This is a genomic window from Streptomyces sp. NPDC042201, assembly GCF_055582185.1.
Genome location: NZ_JBVJDS010000003.1, coordinates 616,539 through 633,000, shown reverse-complemented (window position 1 = coordinate 633,000; position 16,462 = coordinate 616,539). Strand labels below are relative to the sequence as shown.

At 70.3% G+C, this 16,462-nt stretch carries 14 protein-coding genes and 1 pseudogene; 2 read left to right on the top strand and 13 right to left on the bottom strand.

Annotation, left to right across the window (positions count from 1 at the left end):
- Window positions 1-8 precede the first annotated feature (8 nt).
- The 7 genes and pseudogenes from ACZ6MZ_RS10205 to ACZ6MZ_RS10175 form a co-directional block, all read right to left on the bottom strand.
- Window positions 9-536, bottom strand: coding sequence for a DinB family protein (locus tag ACZ6MZ_RS10205; RefSeq protein ID WP_384181270.1), 528 nt, complete (start codon window positions 534-536; stop codon window positions 9-11).
- A 642-nt stretch (window positions 537-1,178) separates the two neighbouring features.
- Window positions 1,179-1,382, bottom strand: a pseudogene (locus ACZ6MZ_RS10200) (hypothetical protein); the annotation flags it as partial.
- A 328-nt stretch (window positions 1,383-1,710) separates the two neighbouring features.
- The gene (locus tag ACZ6MZ_RS10195; protein WP_469350976.1) at window positions 1,711-1,905 is read right to left on the bottom strand and encodes a hypothetical protein; all 195 of its coding nucleotides are present in this window, start codon (window positions 1,903-1,905) and stop codon (window positions 1,711-1,713) included.
- A 67-nt stretch (window positions 1,906-1,972) separates the two neighbouring features.
- Window positions 1,973-2,350 carry an SH3 domain-containing protein gene (locus ACZ6MZ_RS10190; RefSeq protein ID WP_469351132.1) on the bottom strand — a complete coding sequence of 126 codons (378 nt, stop codon included), beginning with the start codon at window positions 2,348-2,350 and terminating at the stop codon, window positions 1,973-1,975.
- A gap of 101 nt (window positions 2,351-2,451) precedes the next feature.
- Window positions 2,452-3,312 carry an inositol monophosphatase family protein gene (locus ACZ6MZ_RS10185; protein ID WP_389674578.1) on the bottom strand — a complete coding sequence of 287 codons (861 nt, stop codon included), beginning with the start codon at window positions 3,310-3,312 and terminating at the stop codon, window positions 2,452-2,454.
- A 65-nt stretch (window positions 3,313-3,377) separates the two neighbouring features.
- The gene (locus tag ACZ6MZ_RS10180) at window positions 3,378-5,189 is read right to left on the bottom strand and encodes a gamma-glutamyltransferase family protein (protein ID WP_469350975.1); all 1,812 of its coding nucleotides are present in this window, start codon (window positions 5,187-5,189) and stop codon (window positions 3,378-3,380) included.
- A gap of 176 nt (window positions 5,190-5,365) precedes the next feature.
- The gene (locus ACZ6MZ_RS10175) at window positions 5,366-6,418 is read right to left on the bottom strand and encodes a sodium:calcium antiporter (protein WP_469350973.1); all 1,053 of its coding nucleotides are present in this window, start codon (window positions 6,416-6,418) and stop codon (window positions 5,366-5,368) included.
- Between the two features lie 461 nt (window positions 6,419-6,879).
- Between ACZ6MZ_RS10175 and ACZ6MZ_RS10170 the strand changes: the two genes are divergently transcribed.
- Both ACZ6MZ_RS10170 and ACZ6MZ_RS10165 read left to right on the top strand, forming a co-directional pair.
- A complete protein-coding gene (locus ACZ6MZ_RS10170) occupies window positions 6,880-8,187 on the top strand; it encodes a Dyp-type peroxidase (RefSeq protein WP_469350972.1) in 1,308 nt (435 codons plus the stop codon).
- Window positions 8,188-8,253: 66 nt separating this feature from the next.
- Entirely contained in the window at window positions 8,254-9,291 is a 1,038-nt protein-coding gene (locus ACZ6MZ_RS10165) for a YVTN family beta-propeller repeat protein (RefSeq protein WP_469350970.1), read from the top strand.
- On the opposite strand, the gene ACZ6MZ_RS10160 is transcribed toward ACZ6MZ_RS10165, so the two are convergent.
- The 6 genes from ACZ6MZ_RS10160 to ACZ6MZ_RS10135 form a co-directional block, all read right to left on the bottom strand.
- Window positions 9,267-10,433 (bottom strand): Cmx/CmrA family chloramphenicol efflux MFS transporter, encoded by a 1,167-nt coding sequence (locus ACZ6MZ_RS10160; protein ID WP_469350968.1) that lies wholly within the window; start codon window positions 10,431-10,433, stop codon window positions 9,267-9,269. The two genes, ACZ6MZ_RS10165 and ACZ6MZ_RS10160, sit on opposite strands and share 25 nt — an antisense overlap.
- A gap of 325 nt (window positions 10,434-10,758) precedes the next feature.
- Window positions 10,759-11,799, bottom strand: a complete 1,041-nt coding sequence (locus ACZ6MZ_RS10155) for an ABC transporter ATP-binding protein (RefSeq protein WP_469350967.1) — start codon at window positions 11,797-11,799, stop codon at window positions 10,759-10,761.
- Window positions 11,796-12,989, bottom strand: a complete 1,194-nt coding sequence (locus ACZ6MZ_RS10150; RefSeq protein WP_469350965.1) for an ABC transporter ATP-binding protein — start codon at window positions 12,987-12,989, stop codon at window positions 11,796-11,798. Before ACZ6MZ_RS10150 ends, ACZ6MZ_RS10155 begins: the two co-directional genes overlap by 4 nt.
- Window positions 12,986-13,846, bottom strand: coding sequence for an ABC transporter permease (locus tag ACZ6MZ_RS10145; RefSeq protein ID WP_389788667.1), 861 nt, complete (start codon window positions 13,844-13,846; stop codon window positions 12,986-12,988). Before ACZ6MZ_RS10145 ends, ACZ6MZ_RS10150 begins: the two co-directional genes overlap by 4 nt.
- Window positions 13,847-13,866: 20 nt before the next feature.
- On the bottom strand, window positions 13,867-14,820 hold the full coding sequence (locus ACZ6MZ_RS10140; protein ID WP_469350963.1) for an ABC transporter permease: 954 nt from the start codon (window positions 14,818-14,820) through the stop codon (window positions 13,867-13,869).
- Window positions 14,817-16,424: an ABC transporter substrate-binding protein gene (locus ACZ6MZ_RS10135; protein ID WP_469350961.1), complete on the bottom strand. Its 1,608-nt coding sequence runs from the start codon at window positions 16,422-16,424 to the stop codon at window positions 14,817-14,819. Before ACZ6MZ_RS10135 ends, ACZ6MZ_RS10140 begins: the two co-directional genes overlap by 4 nt.
- Between the last annotated feature and the right edge of the window lie 38 nt (window positions 16,425-16,462).

The window sequence follows — 16,462 nt, the reverse complement described above, 5'->3', positions numbered from 1 at the left end:
ACCGCATTTCACGCCCCGGCGACACCGTCGATGCGCTCCCGGATCAGGTCGGCATGGCCGTTGTGACGTGCGTACTCCTCGATCATGTGGACCATGATCCAGCGCAGCGAAACACCTCCGTCACCTACGTGGCTGGCTTCCTGCTCAGACAGCCGACCGGAGTCGTCCAGCGAGGCGGCAGCGATGAGCTCACGCCCTCGAACGATCTCTGTCTGCCAGACCGCCACGGCCTCGTCGAGTCCTCGGCCATCCTCAAGTGCAAAGCCGTCGACGTTGCTCTCCCCGAAGACTGCGTGCACGTCCTGGCCTGCGAACACACGCTGGAACCAGTTGCGTTCCACCTCGGCCATGTGCTGGACGAGGCCCAGCAGTGTCATCGACGACGGCGCAGCCGAGGCCAGCCGTAATTGATCGTCTTTGAGGCCCGAACACTTCAGGGCGAGAGTGGCACGGTGAAAGTCGAGCCACGATTCGAGCATGGCGCGCTCGCCAGCACGTGCGGGTGGGATAGGGCGTCCATCCGGTGTCGAAGTCATGCCAGAACCCTGACACACGCCGCCATGAACTTCGCGGGCCTTCGCTGGCAACGAACACGCGCTACCGCCCTCTCCCAACGAGCCACCTGGACTCTGCCGCCCGGAAATTCGAAGGCAAGGCGGATCACTGAGAGTGGTCGCGTCACAGAAGTTGAGCCAGAGCCGGTTCTCGTGAACAAAGCCACGGAGCCCGTTGACTGAGAACCGGGCTCACGGCCGCGAGGTGATCCACAAAAAGGGCCCCGGCCGCCCGATGGACGGCTGGCCGTCCCGCGTTCGGGGCCAGGGCAGTGCCGTCATTTCTCTTCAACATTCACGGACTGGTTGATCACCAACTGCCTCCGGAACCCGCCGACAAACGCTGTTCCTAGAAACGAACGGAGCCAGACTTCGAGATCTGCGAGAACAGGACGCCGGGGGCCGGAAGACTGATTCCGGGAGCGGGCCGCATACTTCCGGCTCTTGGAGCAGGGCTACAGCACCCGGGAAGCGGCCCGGATCGTCGGGATCAACCTCCGCAGGAGCAAGCGGTGGAGCAACGGACGCGCCGCCACGGTCCAGACCCTCCCGCCGCATCTGTGGCGTTCCCTGACCTGGGACCAGGGCTCGGAGATGGCTGCCCACCGGGCATTCACCATCGCCACCGACATCCCGGTCGTGCACGCGGTCGCGGACACGGACGACCTGCTCCTCGGCCAGAGCGAGGAACGACCGCAGCTCCAGGGCGCGGGTCATCGCCGGAGAGGCATCGGCACTGATCGCCCTCTCGTACAGCTGGGCGACAGGGGCGCCGAAGACGTCCTGCAGTCGGCCGTCCACGGTGCTGGGCTTGAGCCGGATGCTCATCGCTGCGCTGCCCTTCCCGTGCTCGGCGCTGACGGCGGTGCAGCCGCGGGTCGGTACGGAGCGCTGGTCTGCATGGCCGGGCCCGTACGGCGCCGCGATTGAGACGGGCAAGCCGTTCGGCAGCGAGATCCTTCTTCCCGGGAGCGTCCGGGCCGAGAAGCCACCGCACGACCGGAGCCCGCCGATCCCGTGCATCGACGGCCGCGCTGACGCGATGGGCGAGGTCCATCGTCGGGTCGTCGACCTCACAGGGCTGTGTCTCCAGCGCGGCGAGGAGCGCGTCTTCCGCCCGCTCGACCCCCCTCTGGGACTCGGCCAGAAGGCCGTGTCACTTGACGACGTCGGTGGCACCGGGGTTGGCAGTCGGCGCCGCAGCGACCGTGGCCTTCAACTGATCCATGCCCATTCCGAAGTGCGCTTCGATCCGTGTCGTGAGCACGCCCACGAAATCCTCTATGTCGTCGGATATGTCGTCGGACAGGGAGAACTCCTTCCGGAGGGGCCCAGCGGCCCGGTTGTTCACGGGACGGGATTTGGCGAGCGAGTGATTAACTCAGCTACGCAATAAGCGGGTTGTCGCCGAGTGCCTGTCAGTCGAGGCACATTCGGGCGTCGCGGTAGACGTACGTGCCGGAGACCCAGCCCTTTGCGCCGGTCGTCTTGTCCGTGATGTAGAGCCAGTTGCCGCTCTTCTTGGCCACGCTGAACTTGTGGGTCTTGTAGAGCACCCCGACCGCGGTGGACTTCGTGGTGGCCTTGGATCGGATGGTCACGGCCTTCGTGTGGACCTCGTACGGGAGCGGCGGGAGAGATGAGCAGCTGCTCGCTTTCGCGGACCGGGTCGCGGGGGCGCTGAAAGCGCTGGACGCGGAGGCGGTGGAGGCCGCGGCGGACGTGGCGAGGGACGTACGGGCGGTGCTGGACGCGGGCGCGTGACGCCGGACGGCTCTCGGGCGTGTCGGAGAGATCCGGGCCGCCGGAAGCCGTACGCCGGAGGCCTGACGCCGGATGCCGGATGCCGGATGCCGGATGCCGGACGCCTAACGCCTGAGGCCGTACGCCGAACGGATCAGGCTCCGGTGAGCAGTCGCTCCCGTACCCGCCGCGCCGTCGCCGCGTCCCTGGCCGCGGTGAAGGGGAGCGCGTTGTCGCCCGTGATGCGGTACGGCTCACCCGAAAGGGTCGTCTGGACGCCGCCCGCCTCCGTCACCAGCAGGAGCCCCGCCGCGTGGTCCCAGGCCAGCTCCCAGTTGAAGGCCACCGCGTCGAGCGCGCCGCGCGCGACGGCCAGATACTCCAGCCCCGCCGAGCCGCACGCGCGGGCGTCGATGCCCTCGGTGCGCAGGCCGAGGAGGGCGCGCTTCTGTTCGTCCGTGGTGTAGTCCGGGTGGGACATCGCGACCGCGAGCACCGCGCCCGGCGCGGGGGCGCCGGAGCGCAGCGGGGCACCGTTGAGCGTGGCGCCCCGGCCGCGTACCGCGACAGCCATCAGGTCCAGCGCCGCCGCGTACGTCCAGGACGCCAGCACCTCGCCGCCCTGCGCGAGGGCGACGAGGGTGCAGAAGCCCGGCTCGCCGCGGACGAACTGGCGGGTGCCGTCGACCGGGTCGACGATCCAGACCGGCGCGTCGCCGCGCAGCGCGCCGTACACCGCCGGGTCCGCGTGGACCGCCTCCTCGCCGACCACCACGGAGCCCGGGAGCAGCGCGGTGAGTGCGGCGGTGAGGTGCTCCTCCGCGCGCCGGTCCGCGATCGTCACCAGATCGTGCGGGCCGCTCTTCTCGACGATCTCGTGCGCGGCGAGCTGCCGGAAGCGCGGCATGATCTCGGCGGCGGCCGCCGCGCGGACGGCTTCCTCGACGGCCGACACGCGGGGTTCGTGGGCCGTCCCCCGCAGGGGCACCGTTCCGTACACAGAGTCATCGATCATGCCTCCAGCCAACCACGCCCCGGTGGCCCGCCGAATGCCAGGTCGGGTGACGGCTGGGGGGACGGTCAGCGGCCGACGGCGTAACCCTGCATGCCGCGGGGGTTGGCGGCGGCCGACAGGATGCCGGTCTCCGGATCCCTGGCCACCGCGCACAGCCGCCCCTCGGACCAGGCCTCGGCGACGGTCACGTCATGACCGCGGCCGCGCAGGGCGTCGATGACGTCCTGGTCCATGCCCGCCTCCACGGTCACGCTGCCGGGCCGCATCCCGCGCGGGAAGAAGGAGCTGGGGAAGCTGTCGTTGTGCCAGTTGGGCGCGTCGATGGCGCCCTGGAGGTCGAGTCCGCCCCGGACGAGCGACCGGAGGGCGACCGCCAGGAAGAAGTGGAGCTGCCACTGATCCTGCTGGTCACCGCCCGGCGTACCGAACGCGAGCACCGGTACGCCGTCGCGCAGCGCGAGGGACGGGGTGAGGGTGGTGCGGGGCCGACGGCCGGGGGTGAGGGAGTTCGGCAGGCCGTGGTCCAGCCAGGCCATCTGCAGCCGGGTGCCCAGCGGGAAACCCAGCTCGGGCACGACCGGGTTGGACTGGAGCCAGCCGCCGCTGGGGGTGGCGGCGATCATGTTGCCCCAGCGGTCCACGATGTCGAGGTGGCAGGTGTCCCCCCGGGTGGCGCCGTCCTTGGCCACGGTCGGCTCACCCACGCCCGCGGCCGGGACGCCCAGCGCGTCGAAGCCGGGCTCCCCGGCGGCGACCGCGCTGGCGTGGGCGCTCAGGGCGGGCTCGCGTCCGTCGGGGCTGCCGGGGCGCAGTTCGTACGAGGCCCGCTCGTCGATGAGCGCGCGGCGTGCGGTGTTGTACGGCTCCGAGAGCAGCGTGCCGAGCGGCACATCGGCGGCGTCGCCGTACCAGGCCTCCCGGTCGGCCATGGCGAGCTTGCAGCCCTCGATGAGCAGATGGACATACTCCGCGGAGCCGTACCGGGGCAGCTCGGACGCGAGCGAGGGCAGCAGGGCGAGCTGCTGGAGGAAGGCGGGGCCCTGGCTCCAGCCGCCCGCCTTGCAGAGGGTCCAGCCGTTCCAGTCGTACGTCGCGGGCGCCTCGTACGTCGCGGACCAGCCGGCCAGATCGGCCGCGGTGAGCGTGCCGGTGTGGCGTGAGCCGCTGGTGTCCATGGTGGGATGGGCCGCCTGCCGGAGCAGCGCCTCGGCGATGAAGCCCTCGCGCCACACGGCGCGCGCGGCCTCGATCTGGCTCACCCGGTCCTCGCCGGCCGCTTCCGCCTCGGCGATCAGACGGCGCCAGGTGGCGGCGAGCGCGGGGTTACGGAACAGCTCGCCGGGCGCCGGTGCCTTGCCGCCGGGAAGGTAGACATCGGCGGACGAGGTCCACTCGGTCTCGAAGAGCTCACGGACGGTTTCGACGGTCTGGCCGATCCGTTCGACGGGCGCGTGGCCGTCCTCCGCGTACTCGATGGCGTAACGCAGCACCTGGGCGAGGGACTTGGTGCCGTGGTCGCGCAGCAGCAGCATCCAGGCGTCGAAGGCACCGGGCACGGCGGCGGCCAGCGGTCCGGTGCCGGGGACCAGTTCCAGGCCGAGCGAGCGGTAGTGGCCGATGGTCGCGCCTGCGGGGGCCGGGCCCTGCCCGCAGAGCACCCGCACCTCGCCGCCGGCGGGCGCGAGGATGATCGGCACCTCGCCGCCCGGTCCATTGAGATGCGGTTCGACGACATGCAGGACAAAGCCGGCGGCGACGGCGGCGTCGTAGGCATTGCCGCCGTCCTCCAGCACGGCCATCGCGGACTGCGAGGCGAGCCAGTGGGTGGAGGACACCATGCCGAAGGTGCCCTGGAGAGTCGGCCGGGTCGTGAACATGCCCTAGATCCTTGTCAGTTGAGTGCCGCGGTCGGCACAGTGCGCGCTCAGGAGCCGGCCCGGGGAGCGTGGGGGACGTGTGTCACCGGCACCCCGGCCGACAAGCAGACTATCGACCGCCCCACGCCCCTTCCGGCCCGCCTCCGGCCTGAAGTGGGCGTAGCGGTCGAGCGGGGTCAGGACAGGATCGGGATCAGTCCGAGGGCGAAGACGACGTAGAAGCCGGCCGCGACCGCGAGGCGGGCCGGGGTGAGCCTGTGGGCGCGCATCGTCGCCAGCAGATAGGTGATCGCGGCCATGGTGATCAGCCCGGACCACAGCAGAGCGCCGTCGAAGTGCCATGTGGTGAACAGCAGCCCGATGCCGCTGGGGACGGTGGCCTGGATCATCATGGAGCCGGAGATGTTCGCCAGAGCCAGCTTCGTCTTGCCCTGCCGCACCCAGATCACCGCGTTCATGATCTCCGGGAGTTCGGTGGCGATCGGGGAGAGCAGCAGCGCGGTCACCGTGGCGGACAGCCCGAGCATGGGGCCGATGAGATCGAGCTGCTTCACGAAGTAGTGCGCGGCCAAGAAGATCACCGCGAGGGCGGCCAGGGTCTGCGCCACCACGGCCCAGGTGGCGGGGGACGCGGCCCCGGGCTGGAACTTCAGCGGCTCCAGCTCCTCTGTCTCCTCCTGCGCTTCAGCGGCCCGGCTGCTGCGGATCTCCCGCCAGAAGTAGACCGCGTAGGCGGCGAAGAACAGCAGGCCGAGTACGGGCTTGAATGCGAAGGCGACCAGGCCGAGCGAGACCTTGACGATGAAGATCGGCAGGAACCACTGCTGGTCCTTGGCCAGGCGCTTCATGTCCTTCGCGTCGCCCAGGGCCGGAGCATCGGGTCCGCCGGGGGCCGTACCGGTGTCGGCCAGTACCAGCAGACGCTCCTTGCGGTGCTTGAGCAGCAGCATCGTGCCGGTGACGCCGTAGGCGACGGTGGCCAGGGCGAGGGGGCCGCCCATCGCCGCGCCGACGCCAATGTTCTTGGCCTCCTCCGTCCCGCCGGTGGTCACCGCGACCAGCGTGACCACCGACTCGGGCAGCGCGGTGCCGAAGGCGGCCAGGATCGTACCGACGGCCATCTTCCCGACCTTGAGGCGTTCGCCCAGCCATTCGACCGCGTTGACGAACCACTCGCACGAGAGATAGATCGCCACCGCGCACACGATGAGCAGAAGAAAAGGGATCACGGGACTCGTCCAGCCTTCCCGCACCGGCGGGGGCTCCGAAGGACGACCGGCACGAGGGCGGGGCACGGCTTCGGCCCCTGCCGACACGCATACGGTCGTCGACAAACAGGACCGAAGGTCTCGCCCGCCCGCACCGTGCGGGCCCGGCCACCGGGAACCCGCAAGCGGGTTCCAGTGTGTCGACGACCGGTTCGCGGGGCTACTCCCCTTCGCAGCTCCGAACCCTACATCTGCCGGACCACCGCCCCCTCCGGCGGCGCCTCACTCTCTTTCGGGCGCCGTCGGCCGCGACGGTCCCACCGCGCCCAAGCGTGACCCGGCCCGCCTCCAAGGCGACGCGCCGAGGTGGCACCTTTCCGTTTTATCCATATATTGATTTTTATCTGGACTCATCCCTCAGCAATCAGGCGCGGTCCAGGCGTTGGCCGGCCAGCCACCGGGCTCCTTCCGAGAGGGGAACCATGACTGAGGAAACACCTCTGGCCCAGGACGAAGGGTGGGGTGGCGGAGAATGCCCGGCGGGCGCCCTCGCACGCCGGTCCTTCCTGCACAGCACCGCGGCGGGTGTGGCAGGAGCGGTCGGCGGCGGACTTCTCGGCAGCGAGGCGGCACACGCCGCGGCGCCCGCCGCAGCCCCGGACGCGGGCAAGGCCGACACCGGCACCGTCCCGTTCTTCGGATACCACCAGTCCGGCATCGCCGACCCTCCCCAGCAGGACGCGATCTTCCTCTCCTGCGACGTGACCGCCTCGACCCGCGCCGAACTCACCACACTCTTCCGCACGCTGACCGCGCGAGCCCGCTTCCTCACCTCGGGCGGGACACCGCCGGACGTCTCCGCGACGTCGGCGCCCTCCGACAGCGGCATCCTGGGGCCGAAGATCCAGGCCAACCATCTGACCATGACGGTCGGAGTCGGGGCGTCCCTCTTCGACGGCCGCTTCGGGCTCAGCGGGCGCAAACCGGTCCAGCTCGTCGCCATGCAGCCCTTCCAGCACGACGATCTGGACCCCGAGCTCAGCAACGGTGATCTGCTCATCCAGCTGTGCGCGGACCACCGCGACACAACGGTGCACGCGCTGATCGACATCCTGACCAGGACCAAGGGTGCGATGAAGCTGCGCTGGCGCATCGACGGCCAGCGCAATCCACCGCGCCCGGTCGGCGTCCGGCGCGACTGGTTCGGCTTCAAGGACGGCATCGCCAACCCGGACACCACCAACACCGCCCAGATGAACCAGGTGGTCTGGACCCAGCCGCACACCGACGAGCCCGCCTGGGCGGCCGGCGGCACGTACCACGTGGTCCGCATCGTCCACTTCCACATCGAGGCCTGGCAGAAGGTGCCCGTGGCCCAGCAGGAGCGGATCTTCGGCCGGCGCAAGGCGAGCGGCGCCCCGATGTACGCGGAGTCCGAGAACGCGTCGGACCTCCTCGACCCCATCTACACCAACGACCCGCAGGGACTGATCACCCCGCTGAACTCGCACATCCGGCTCGCCAATCCCCAGACGCCCGAGACCGCGGCGAGCAGCACCATCCTGCGTCGCAGCTTCGACTACGACCGGAGCCCCAATGTCCCCGAGCTCGACATGGGGCACGCGTTCGTCTGCTTCCAGCGCGAACTCAACTCGTACATCGCCATGCAGAAACGGCTGGAGGCCGAAACGCTCGTGCCGTACATCACTCCGCGCGGCGGGGGCTACTTCTTCGCCCTCCCCGGCGTACGCGACAAGAACGACCACTACGCACGCGGACTCCTGGCCTGACCCCTGCCGTCGGGGACCACGCCCGGAACACAGACCGAACCATCGCGAACGCACGCGGGAGGCGAGATGCATCACCCCCTGGGAAGCCGGGCCGGCACCATCCGCGCACGACAGACGAGGAAGCTCCGGCCGGCGCTCGCGATCGGCGCCACGATCCTGCTGGCGTCGTGTACGAAGGCGGCTCCGGTGCCGACCGCGGCCGAGGCCCCGGCCCCGTCCGCCGCCGCCCGCGTGTACGTCACCAATCAGCTCGACGACACGCTCTCGGTCATCAACGCACGCAGCAACAAGGTCATCGCGACCGTGCCGGCGGGCACCGCGCCCGAAGGGGTCGCCGTCGCCACCGACGGCAAGCATGTGTACGTCGCCGACAACGGGTCGGCCCGGGTCTCGGTGCTCGACACCCGGACCAACAAGATCGTCAAAACGGTGACGGTCGGCAAGGGCCCCTCGGGAGTCGCCCTGAGCCCGGACGGCAAGCGCCTGTACGTCACCAACGGCGGTTCCAACAGCGTGTCCGTGGTCGACACCGCGACCTACAAGGTGGCCGCGACCGTCAAGGTCGGCGTCTCCCCGGTGAGCGTGGCGGTCAGCCGCGACGGTGCCACGGCCTACGTCGCGAACGCCGGTTCGACCAAACTGTCCGTCATCGACACCGGTACGAACCGGGTCACCCGGGACCTCCCCGCCGGCCGCTCGCCGGTGGCCGTCGCCATCAGCCAGGACGGCAAGACCGCCTACGTGGCCAACGAGACGGCGCAGACCGTCTCCGTCATCGGCACCGGCGACGGCACGCGACGGACCGTACGGGTGGGCGAGGGCCCCTTCGACGTGGCGGTCGGCCCGGACGGCAGGACCGCGTACGTCGCGGTCCTCGGCCCGGGCAACGTAGCCGTCCTCGACAGCGGCGGTTCTCGCGTCTCGGCGACCGTTTCCATCGGCCCTCCGGGCACCGACCCGTTCAATCTGGAGGTCACCAAGAACGCCCTCTACGTCACGAATCAGGGCGCGGGCACCGTGTCGGTCATCGATCCGGGAACCCGTAAAGTCACCGCGACCGTCACCGTCGGCAACAGCCCCTACGGCGTCGCGGTGAGCCCCTGACGGCCACTCGCCCCCCAGGCCGCGGCGGCGGTGGCGAGTGCGAGGGACACCAGCAGCGCGCTGACCAACAGCGGCGAGCGGTACCCGAGTCCCGCACCGATCGCGATCCCGCCGAGCCAGGGGCCGATCGCGGCGCCCACGTTGAACGCGGCCGTGGCGAACCCGCCGGCCAGGGCCGGCGCCCCGGTCGCCACGTAGAACACCTGCGAGATCAGCGTGGACCCGACCGCAAACGAAAGCGCCCCCTGGACAAAGACGAGAACGAGCGTCGCCACCGGGCTCCCGGCCGATACCGCGAACACGACCCAGCCGGCCAGCAGGACCAGCCCGCCGGTCACCAGTAGCTGGGCGGGCCGCACGTCGGCCATGCGGCCGCCGACGGTGACACCGACGAACGAGCCCAGACCGAAGAGCGCGAGCATCGTGGGCACCCATACGGAGCCCAGTCCGGTGACGGAGGTCAACAGGGGCGCGAGGTAGGTGAACGAACAGAAGGTCGCGCCGTTCACCAGGGCGCCCAGCAGCAGGGTCACCAGAAGCCGCGGCTCGCGCAGCGACCGCAGTTGCCCTCGCGCGCTCGTGCGGGAGGAGTCGGGAGCACCGGCCGGTACCGCCCGCAGGATCGCGATGACGGCCGGCCCGGACAGGACGGCCACCGCCCAGAACGCTGAGCGCCATCCCCAGAGCTGACCGAGCAGAGCGCCGGCGGGAACGCCCACCACGCACGCGAGGGTGATGCCACCGAGCAGGGTGGAGGTGGCGCGGCCCTTGGCGTTCGGCTCGACCAGGCCGGTCGCGGCCACCAGGGCCACCGCCAGGAACCCCGCGTTGGCCAGCGCTCCGACGAACCGCGTGACCAAGAGGACCGCGTAGCTGGTGGTCACCGCACCGAGGATATGGACGAGCAGGAAAACGACCAGGAAGACCAGGAGCGCGCGACGGCGCGGCCAGCGCAGGCTCATCATCGCCATCAGCGGCGCGCCAATGATCATTCCCACCGCGAACGCGGAGGTCAGTGCCCCCACGGCGGGAAGAGAGACACTCAAGTCGCTTGCGATGTCCGGCCCGAGGCCGGACAGCATGAACTCGGACGTCCCCTGAGCGAAGACCGCGAGTCCGAGAACGTAAAGGGCCAATGGCACAGCAAAACTCCGCAACCACATCGTGGATCGAATGAATCGGCGAGGCAGCGGTGGATGGCAACCGCGCGAGAACCCGCCGGGGTCACGGAAGTGACACACGGCCGAGGTCGACAACAGCCCGCACTCAGGCGATCCGGTGGCAGTGGTCACGACGGACAGCGCCCGCGGCCTCCTGGGCGGCGGAGCTTCTACGCGACATCACAAGCAGCCACCGGACGACCGGTGGCTAGAGTCTTGCGGCCTCGGGACTGGACACGTGCGCAGATTAATAGGGGCAGGCACATCCCGTCCACGCGTTAAACGGCAGTACGACGGCCGATCGGCCTCAGGCGGCGGCGTTCGGGGCGGCGCCGTCGGCGGTGACGAGATGGCAGGAGACCTGCCGGGCCTTCGCCGTGGCCGGAAGCGCCCGTAGTCCGGGGACCTCGGTGCGGCAGCGGTCGACGGCGACCGGGCAGCGGGTGTGGAAGCGGCAGCCCGGTGGCGGCGCGAGCGGGCTCGGCAGTTCGCCGCTGAGCACGATGCGCCGACGGGAGCGCTGTTCGACCGGGTCGGGCACGGGCGCGGCGGAGAGCAGCGCCTGCGTGTACGGGTGCTTGGGGGCGGCGAACAGCTCGGCGGTCGGTGCCACTTCGACGATCTGCCCCAGATACATCACCGCGATCCGGTCGGCGAGGAATTCCACCGCCGCCAGATCGTGGGTGATGAAGAGACACCCGAAGCCGCGGTCGCGCTGCAGATCGGCGAGGAGGTTGAGGACGGAAGCCTGGACGGAGACGTCGAGCGCCGAGGTCGGCTCGTCCGCGATCAGCAGGTCGGGGTCGACGGACAGCGCACGCGCGAGGGAGACGCGCTGGCGCTGACCGCCGGACAGCTCGTGCGGATTCCGGTCGATGTACTCGGGCCGCAGACCCACCTGGCGCAGCAGTGCGGCAACCCGCTCCCTGGCCGCCCGGCCCCGGGCGATGCCATGGAGCCGCAGCGGCTCGGCGATGATCTGCCCGACCGTCATCCGGGGATCGAGCGAGGACGACGGGTCCTGGAAGACCAGGTGGAAGTCCTTGCGCAGGGGCCGCAGGGCACGTCGCGAGAGGTGCGTGATGTCGGTCCCGTTGATCCGTACGGTCCCGGAAGTCGGCTCGTCGAGCCGTACGGCACACCGGCCGACGGTCGACTTCCCGCTGCCGGACTCCCCGACGAGACCGACCACTTCGCCCCGTCCGACGGTGAGGGTCACCCCGTCGACGGCGCGGACGGTCCCCTTGGAGGCGGCGAAGTGCCTGGTGAGTGTGGTGAGTTCGAGAACGGGCGAGGTGTCCGCGCGCGGCTCGCCGGCCGGGGCGGGGACGACTGGGGCGGTGGTCACTGTCCGTCCTCCTTCATGGGCAGGTCCGTGGAGCGGTCCGCAGAGCCGGCTGTGCCCGGCGGCGATGCCGGAGCCGGCTCACGCGTCGGCTCAGGGATCGGCCCAGGCGCCGGAGCCGGCGCCGGCTCAAGGACCGTCACAGGCGCCGGCTCAGGAACCGGCATCGGGTGCCAACAGGCCGCCAGATGGCCGGGGCCTGCGTCCACCGCGCCGACCGGCGTCTCGAAAGCCGGCCGCGCCGCCCCGCACCGGTCGTCCGCCTTCGCGCAGCGCGGCGCGAACGTGCAGGCGTCCGGCTGTTCGTCGAGGCTGGGGACCAGGCCGGGGATTTCCGGCAGCCGGCGTTTGCCCTCGGCCCCCGGGCGCAGGACCGCGCCGAGCAGGCCCGCGGTGTACGGATGGCGGGGCGCCCCGAACAGCTCGTGCACCGGGGCCTGTTCGACCGCACGGCCCGCGTACATCACGAGCACCCGGTCGGCGCTGTCGGCGACGACGCCGAGGTCATGGGTGATCAGTACGATCGCCGTGCCGAGCCGTTCCCGCAGGGACTGGAGGACCTCCAGGATGCCCGCCTGGACCGTGACGTCGAGCGCCGTCGTGGGCTCGTCGGCGATCAGTACACCGGGGTCGCAGGCGACCGCGACAGCGATCATCACGCGCTGTCGCATACCGCCGCTGAGCTGGTGCGGATATTCGTCGACGCGCTGGCGCGGGGCCGGGATGCCGACCAGTTCGAGCAGCTCCACCGCCCGTTCCCTGGCCGCACGCCGGCCGAGTCCCTGATGCTTGCGGACCACTTCACCGATCTGCCGGCCGATCGTCAGCACCGGGTTCAGCGAGGTCATCGGCTCCTGGAAGATCATCGCGATGTCCTTGCCGCGGACCTTCCGCAGTTCCTTGTCCGCGGCCCCGGCGAGTTCCCGGCCGCCGAGCCTGATCGAGCCCGTCACAGCGGCGCTGGGCGGCAGCAGCCCCATCACGGCCATCGAGGTGACGGACTTGCCGCAGCCCGACTCCCCCACCACCGCCAGGACCTCACCGGCGGCGAGATCGAACGAGACGGTGTCGACGGCGTGTACGGTCCGGGTGTCCGAGCGGAACGACACGGACAGGTCGCGGACGCTCAACACCGCTTCGGAGCCCGACAGTTCACTCACCGCAGATACCGTCGCCACGGAGCCTGCGCTCATCGGGTGCCTCCACGAGGGTCGAGAACATCACGCAGCCCGTCACCGAGCAGATTGAAGGCCAGCGTCGCGGCCACGATCGCCAGACCGGGGAAGACCGCCATCCAGGGCGCGGGGGCGAGGAAGGACTGCGCGCCGGAGAGCATCACACCGAGCGAAGGGTCCGGTGGCTGAACGCCCAGGCCCAGAAAGCTCAGCAGCGCCTCCCCGATGATCGCGGCGGGAATGCCGACCGTCGCCTGGACGATCAGCGCCGAGGTCGCGTTGGGCAGGATGTGCCGTCCGAGTACGGTCGCGTCCCCGCCCCCGTTGGCGACTGCGGCCGCCACATAGTCGGCATGCGTCAGCCGCAGCGTCTCGGCCCGGGTGATCCGGATGACCGCGGGGATCTGCGAGATCCCGACGGCGATGGTGGCATTGGTCAGCGACGGGCCGAGCACCGCCGCCAGGCCGACCGCCAGCACCAGGAACGGAAAGGCCAGCAGGGTGTCGGTCAGCCGGGACACGGCGCTGTCCGCGAACTTCCCGTAGTACCCGGCCAGCAGTCCGAGCGGTACGCCGATGACAAAGGCCAGTACCACCGCGACCACGCCGACCTGCATGGACGCCCGTGCTCCGTACACGATGCGGGAGAGCTGGTCACGCCCGAGATCGTCCGTGCCGAGCCAGTGCGCCCCGCTCGGTTCGGCGAGCGCGTTGGAGAAGTCCGGCTGCGCCGGGTCGTACGGCGCGACGAGCGGCGCGAGCAGCGCGGCCAGCACGAACACCGCCGCGATGAACCCCCCGGTGAGGGCCAGCCGGTTCTTGCGCAGGGCGCGGAGCCTGGGGCTGCCCGCCGTCCGCGCCCCCGCCGTCCGGATCGCTGTGAGGACAGCTGTGGTCACCGGGCACCTCCGAGCCTGATGCGCGGGTCGATCACCGAATACAACACGTCGACCAGCAGGTTGATGAGGATGTACGCGGCGGAGGTGCACAGCACCACGGCTTGCAGCGTCGCGTAGTCACGGGTGAAGACGGCGTCGATGGTGAGCTTGCCGAAGCCGGGCAGGACGAAGATCTGCTCGGTCACGACGGCCCCGGAGATCAGATGGCCCAGTTGGAGACCGAGGACGGTCACCACCGTCACCAGGGAGTTGCGCAGGGCGTGCCCGCCGATGACCTGCCGTCGCGACAGGCCCTTGGCCCGCGCCGTACGGACATAGTCGGCGGACAGCGAGTCGAGCATGGCCGCCCGGGTCTGGCGCATCACGACCGCCGCGAGCCCGGAGCCGAGAACGAGCGAAGGCAGCACCATACGACGCAGATTGTCGAGCGGATCGGTGCCGAAGGGCACATATCCGGAGGCCGCGAAGACCGGTACGGCGATGGCGAAGGTGAGCACCAGCACGATGCCGAGCCAGAATGTCGGCACCGAAAGGCCGAGCAGGGCGATGGCGTTGGCGAGCCACTCCTCGGGCTTTCCGCGCCGTACGGCGGCGACGACACCGGCGCCGATGCCGAGGACGATCGCCAGCAGCATCGACAGCGCCGCCAGTTCGAGGGTGATGGGCAGGGCCGCGGTGATGGCGTCGGCGACGGGGAGCCCGGTACGGGAGGAGGTGCCGAGGTCGCCGGTGAGGGCGTGCCCGAGGTAACGCCCGTACTGGACAGCGATGTTGTCGTTCAGGCCGTAGCTCTCGCGGACGGCGGCGAGCGCCTCGGGGCTGCGTTCCTCGCCGGCGAGGGCGAGCGCCGGGTCGCCGGGCAGGGCCCTGATGCCCGCGAAGACCACGACGCTCACGAGGAGGAGGGTGATCAGGGACTGCCGCACCCGGGTGAGCAGGTATGTCGTCATCGGGCGTACCCCGCTGTCGTGACCCGGACCAGGCCGTCGCCGAAGATGCGGACGCCTGCGACCGAGGTCGTGGTGACGGCGTAGTTCTTCTGCCGGTAGACATAGATCAGGGCGTGTTCGGCGCTGATACGCCGGGTCAACTCGTCGTAGATCGTGGCGCGTTGTGCCGGATCGGCCTCGGTGCGGCCGCGGGCGACGAGCCGGTCGATCGCCGGGTCGGAGAGTCCGTACGCGTTCATCGCACCCTGGGTCTGGAGGAAGCTGGCGATATTGCCGTCCGGGTCGAGCCGCCCCGACCAGCCGCTGGTGAACGCGTCGTACTTCCCGGCGTCGGTCTCCTCCAGCAGCGTGGCGTACTCGGTCGGGCGCAGGGTGATCGCGAAGCCGGCCTCCTTGGCCATGGCCTGGACGACCTGGCCGAGCCGGCTGGACTCGGGCGTGGTGGAGACTTTCAGCTCCATCCGTACGGGGGTCTTCACCCCGGCGTCCCGCAGCAGCTTCTTCGCCCGCGCGACCTCGCGCTTCGGGCACTGCGCGGCCTTCGCGCCGGGCGCGATGGCCGACCCGGGCGAGACGGGCCCGCAGGCCGGCTCGTACATGCCCTGGAAAACAACCTTGTTGATCAGCTCACGGTCGAGGGAGAGCTCGAACGCCTCACGGACCCGGGCGTCCCGGGCGATCGGGGTGTCGATCTTCCCCGGCTTCGCGCCGAGGCCCTTCACATTGCCGACGTTGAGGCCGATGCCCTGGTAGCCGAGGGAGGGCGAGTTGAAGACCTGGAGCGCGGTCTCGGTCAGGGCGCTGCGTACGTCCACAGGGGTCATCTGGTCACCGACCTGGATGTCACCGGAGCGCAGATTGGCGAGGCGGACATTGCCGTCGGGGATGGGCTTGTAGATCACCCCGTCGAGCGGGACCTGGTCGGCGTTGTAGTAGTCCGGGTCCTTCTTCAGCACGATCCGGTCGCCGCCGACGCGTTCCACGAAGCGGAACGGGCCGACGCAGGACGGGTGGTTGGTGAAGTCCTTGCCGTACTTCTTCAGCGCGGCCGGGGACATCACCATCCCCGACCGGTCGGCGAGCACCCCGGTGAGCGGCACGTACGGCTGCTTCAGGGTGAGCCTGACGGTGTAAGGACCGGTCGCCTCGACGCCACGGAGCGGGGCGAGTTCGGTGGCGCGCGCGGACTCCGGCAGGTCGCGGTGGCGCAGCAGCGAGGTGACCACGGCGCGCGCGTCGAGTGCGGTGCCGTCGCTGAACTTCGCGTCGCGGCGGACCTGGATGGTGACGGTGCGGCCGTCGGCCGAGACGGTGGGGAGCGCCGTGGCGAGCTGCGGAACGATCGTCCCGTGCTGGTCGATGTCGTACAGCTTCTCGCACATGCCCGCGAAGACCGTGCGGCCGACGAGGGTCTGGGCGAGGCTCGGGTCGAGTTTGTCGGGGTCCGCGTTGAGCGCGACGGTGAGGGTTCCGCCGTCCCGTACGGGCCGTTCGTCGGTCATCCGCACTCCGCCGACCTCGGTCGCGGAGGACTGCAGGGACGCACAGCCCGATAGGAGGGACATCAACGCGACGGCGAAGGGGCCGGTGATGGTGCGGCGCACGAGGTACTGCCTCCCGCCAGGAGCCGATCAAGGAATAT